This window comes from uncultured Blautia sp. (genome assembly GCF_902497045.1).
Lineage (GTDB): Bacteria > Bacillota > Clostridia > Lachnospirales > Lachnospiraceae > Blautia_A.
Window position 1 is genome coordinate 1 of record NZ_CABVDF010000224.1, and the last position, 4,738, is coordinate 4,738.

At 41.6% G+C, this 4,738-nt stretch carries 3 protein-coding genes; all 3 read right to left on the reverse strand.

Going from position 1 to position 4,738, the window contains the following annotated elements; translation table 11 throughout:
* On the reverse strand, positions 1–750 hold a 750-nt coding region (locus RDS42_RS12665; RefSeq protein WP_308783979.1), incomplete at its 3' end, for a relaxase/mobilization nuclease domain-containing protein.
* A complete protein-coding gene (gene mobC, locus RDS42_RS12670) occupies positions 699–1,097 on the reverse strand; it encodes a plasmid mobilization relaxosome protein MobC (RefSeq protein ID WP_308783980.1) in 399 nt (132 codons plus the stop codon). The genes RDS42_RS12665 and mobC, both read right to left, overlap by 52 nt.
* Positions 1,098–1,621: 524 nt before the next feature.
* Positions 1,622–4,594 (reverse strand): DNA polymerase, encoded by a 2,973-nt coding sequence (locus RDS42_RS12675; protein WP_308783981.1) that lies wholly within the window; start codon positions 4,592–4,594, stop codon positions 1,622–1,624.
* Positions 4,595–4,738: the final 144 nt, after the last annotated feature.

Below are 4,738 nucleotides of genomic sequence, written 5' to 3' on the forward strand. Positions count from 1 at the left end.
TAAATTGCTATCACGTACTTTCTCTCCTTTTTCATTTTGGAACGTGATATGTTTCCTGCTGTCTGTCCAGATTGTCTGCCAGCCTCTGTCTGCCATACGCTGGATAAAGTCTTCTTTACTGCAACAGTTTTCTTTGGATTCAAGGACAGCCATGGCGCATTCGGCAACATAGCTCTTTTTAGAATCATTGATCAGAAGATTGTATTTATTCTTGTTCCAGGCGATAATCTCACCTTCCTCGATAGGTGTTCCATCAAAATGTTTCTCCTTTTCAGCGATAGTCAGACCTTTTTCAAGACAGAGATTATTGGTAAATTGTTTTTGATGCTCCAGATCATGTTTTGTCTGATGAAGCTTACTTCCGTCTACATAGGAAACAGAATTGGTAACAATGTGAATATGAAGATGGTCTTTGTCCTGATGTACGCTAATCAGATTCTGGTGATCCGGAAAGAAGTGTTCCGCAAATCGGCGACCAATCTCGAGACATTCTTCCGGAGTAATTATTTCATCTTTATGAAAACTGATAACGTTGTGTGCGTACATTCGGCCAGAGTCTTTGTTCCACATTTTTTTCTCTTCGAGGAAAGCGCAGTAAACATGATCCTGATTAATTGTTTCATAGGAATAAGGGCCTGTGATTTCTACATAGCCTTCAATAACTTTCTGATTCTGAAGAACATAGTTGATTACATTTCTCATCGCTCCGTGCGATTTAGTTGATTTATTGATAACCTTATTAATTGCCATATGTTTTCACTCTCCTTATGGTATTTGCTGATTTCATCAGCGGTCTCATGCAATGTCTGAGCAGTCGGAAGATAGCCCTGACCATTTGCAACATGAGCCATCTGATTCACATTAGTAGCTAATCCCCGGAGCTGCTGAACAAGTACGGCAAAATTTTTGCTGAGTTCTTTTTGAACAGCAATTTCATCCGAAGATATGATAGGGGTTTCTTTGATGGCATTTATGATATATGCCTGTTGCGTAAGACCTGAGTCCTTTACTTTATTTTGCAGAAGTGCATATTCGTCAGCATTCATGCGGAAGGTAACGGAAATGTCACGTCTGCGTTTCACTTTCTTCTTATTCATAGCATTTTCCTTTCTTTATAAGAGCAGGGTGTAGGGGTGCAACCATTACCGGGGAGTGCAGAGGGCGAGGAGCCCTTTAGAAAAATGATGGAAGAAATGAGGAAAGGTCCGGTGGACGTTTCTGGATTTCTGAAATCATTTTGCAGGCCGGGAATGCAAAGGGAAGCGCTCTTGCTGGGGGATCCAAGGGGGCGAAGCCCATCTGGCAAGTTTAGGTAACAGCCCAAAGGCTGGAACCGGTGCATATGGCTGGCCATAATGCGAAACTTGCCTAACTACTTCATCACGATTTAGAAGCTTAGGCGGTCGGGATGGAGTAGTTTGTTGTTTTCTTTGTGAGGCCGGAGCAGGACAGCATGTAAGACTTTACCGTGGCAGAAAGTTCTTATTTGATGAGATGAACAGGCCGAACAAAGCTGGTTCATGGGAAGGATCGAAATGCAAAAAGGGAAATGTCAATTAAGACAATTCCCTTTTGCAATAGAGGATTCTGATCAGGAACCAGAGAGAAGATTGATGAATCATCAGCTGGCAGATTTGTTTTCAGTGATACCAAGAATCAGCTGCAGTGTTTCATCAACAAGATCATGGGGGAGCATGTTGCTCTGGCGCTTGCTCCTGGAACAGTTCTTCCAGTCACTGATCGTGATCTCAGAAATTCCCCAGCTGTTTACGGTGGATACGACTTCAGCCTGTTTTAAACCATCAAGAGCTGGGATTTTGTATAAGCCGGAACGATAACCCATAAGGATGGAAAGAAGGATTTTTCTGTTAAGATCTTTTCCAATATAGCCCTTAGTCTTTACCGTGGATTTTACTTTTACACGTTCCAGATCAGCGGTGACCTTGATGCAGTCTTCGTTCTGCATGGTATTTCTATAATTCAGAAATTCTTCTGCATCGGTGAAAGGTCTTGTATCATATTCTGCAATTATGGTATCAACGTGATAGAGACCATTGGCACTATCATAATGAACAGGAGTGTTCATTGCTGTTTCTGTGATCGGGCAACGCTTATAATCAAAATTCATGGAAAGCTGCCGGATACTTTCGGTAACATGAAAATCGTGTTTGCGTTCTACGATTTCAGAAAATTCTGTCCACAATTTTGTGGAGCATTTTAATTTTCCTTCACGAGAAAGTACAGCGATGATATAAGCATCTCTGTCAGCACGACTGTCCTTCACCTCTCCTGTTGTATATGAATTGTGGGCGAGAACGCCTTTATCATTCACAGCTACGTTTCCGCGTGTTGTGATATTCAGGAACGTATCATTGAAATGCTTTGGTTCCCATACCTGATTGGCTGCGCAAGCTTCTCTGGTTTGATTGAGAATGTAACGACCATTCTGAAAAACCTGAGCGAATCCATAAGCATCAAGACTTCGGACAACATCCGTAGGTGCGTTAGTGATGAATCCGTCAGTAGTAACAGAGTAGACTTTATAACCCATATCATGAAGCTGGTTAATGCAGGCGATCAGCATGCATCTGACCAGTGCAGTAGTATATGCAGCGTGATAAGGACTGGTAACGGAGGACGGTTCAGCATCGACGCGTCCCATTTTCTTCGCGTTGTATCTTGTTTTTGGACTTACATTCTGAGCAGTTTTGCCGTAACAGGAGTTAACCATTGTCTTTAAGCTTTTCTCAACTAATGGATTTTCCTTATATTCAATCTTTGCGCGAATACGATCCTGGACAAGATTTGTAACTGCATAAGCAAGACACTGAGATGGCTTATTGTCTTTCAGGAGCATCTGACATGTGAAACCTCTGTAGACTGTAATTTTCGCACCAAGCCTTAATGCAAGGTACATATCAGGACCGGTCATGTAGACATGCCGTGCATGCCGAGGATAGATTTTCATACCGCCTTTGACCGGAACCGGAATATTCGGGCAGTAGCAATCGTCAGGAAAAGTGAAATCTCCAACAGCGACAGCCGGTATCAGCGGACTTGTGAGATCCTGCCATGTAAGGTCATAGTTTCTTGGAAAATCTCTTACCGGTTTTGACCAATCGATATCAACGATATTTGCCATTGCCGTTGGATAAGCATTCTGGAGATCGAAATCCGTAGTCTGCTCTGTGATCCAGCCAATATAAAAGGAGGCATTAAAGCCTCCTGTATATGCCTCCTCAAAATATTCTATTGCAAGCTTGGCATCCGGATTATCCCTGATCGGAACATATCTCGTTGCCCTTAAGTATTTAATACACTCATCTTTTGATGGAATAATCCCTTCATCCAACATTTCTAACCCCCTGAATATCCTGTCATATTCTGATTTCTTCTTAACTCCAAAGCACTGTTTGATTGAACCATACATTGATGCCGCAGCCGCACTGGATAGTGTCATAGGAACATTATGATTGCACTGAAAAAGTTCAGAGCAGAAGGAAACTACGATATCGGCATCATTTACTGCGTACTTATAAAATTCAATCGGATTGCTTACAGCAAACGATGCCATATTTTCAATTACTTTGGGTGGAAGTTCTAACTTTGGTCTGCCGATTACTTTTCCAAGAGCTTTCAGGGATTTGTTTTCAGCAGGCGTAAGACCAAGAGTATCGCGTACATTGAGATTGATTATCCAGTAGTAGTTATAGTTTGAGTCATTTTCAGCTTTAAATCTGACACTTTCTGTTGTCATCCATCCACCCTGGATTTCACCAACTTTACGGAGAAGATCTGTGTCATATTTCTGACGCCGGAATACGGATATATCGGCTTTTCCGGTATGACAGATAAGCGTTATGGGAATGATGCTGTCTTTCATTGCTTTGAAATCAATAACTTTAATGCTTGTCTCAGACAGAGTTTTCTTTTCTTTGTAGATGATATCTCTTTTCAGGACGAGTGGGAAATTGTGAAAATAACTTTTTTTCAGATCGTCCAAAATATCAGCGAGACAATACTTCAATGGTATCTGACCGCCATCTGCAGTTACTTCCTGACTGCGAGGATCCACAAGAAAGAAGTATCTGATCAGTGTTTCCCCAATGGATATTGACATTTGCAGGGATAATAAAAGGCGATTTCTGCCAGTTTCATCACGGAAATCCTGAAATTCAGTATCAAATCCAATATTTAAAGACATTTTTTCGGACTGGATCACCTTGAAGGAAGGGATCACCTCAGCTATACTTCCTGCTCTCTGGACATCAAGGGGAGCAAGAAAAGATTTTCCGACAGGGGCGGAAACGGTGTCAATTAACATACTTGCTGTGCATATAGGTGAAATGACACCACTGCCTTCAGCCCTTGTATTTACTGGGTTTTCGCAGTTTTCAGAGTTACCGAAGTTTGAAACTTCGGTAACGTCTGGTGACACTACTTCTTTAAATAAAGTGTATTCATCCCGGGCTTTAAGGTATTCAATATTGTAAGATTTTAGAGCTTCAATAATCTGCCAATACTGTTCCCATGACCACTGGGTAATGTGATTTGTAAGCAGAGTAGTCTGCAGTGCACTGGTTCCATTAATCATTAATATCCCTCCTTTTCAGACCGGAGGTAACAGCAAACTGTTATCCGGATCCTTTTGTTGGGATTTATCCGATTGGAGATAGATTTGTAATAGGTAAAGGATGTTAAAAAGATGCTGTTGTCAAGATGCGAATACCGGTCATGA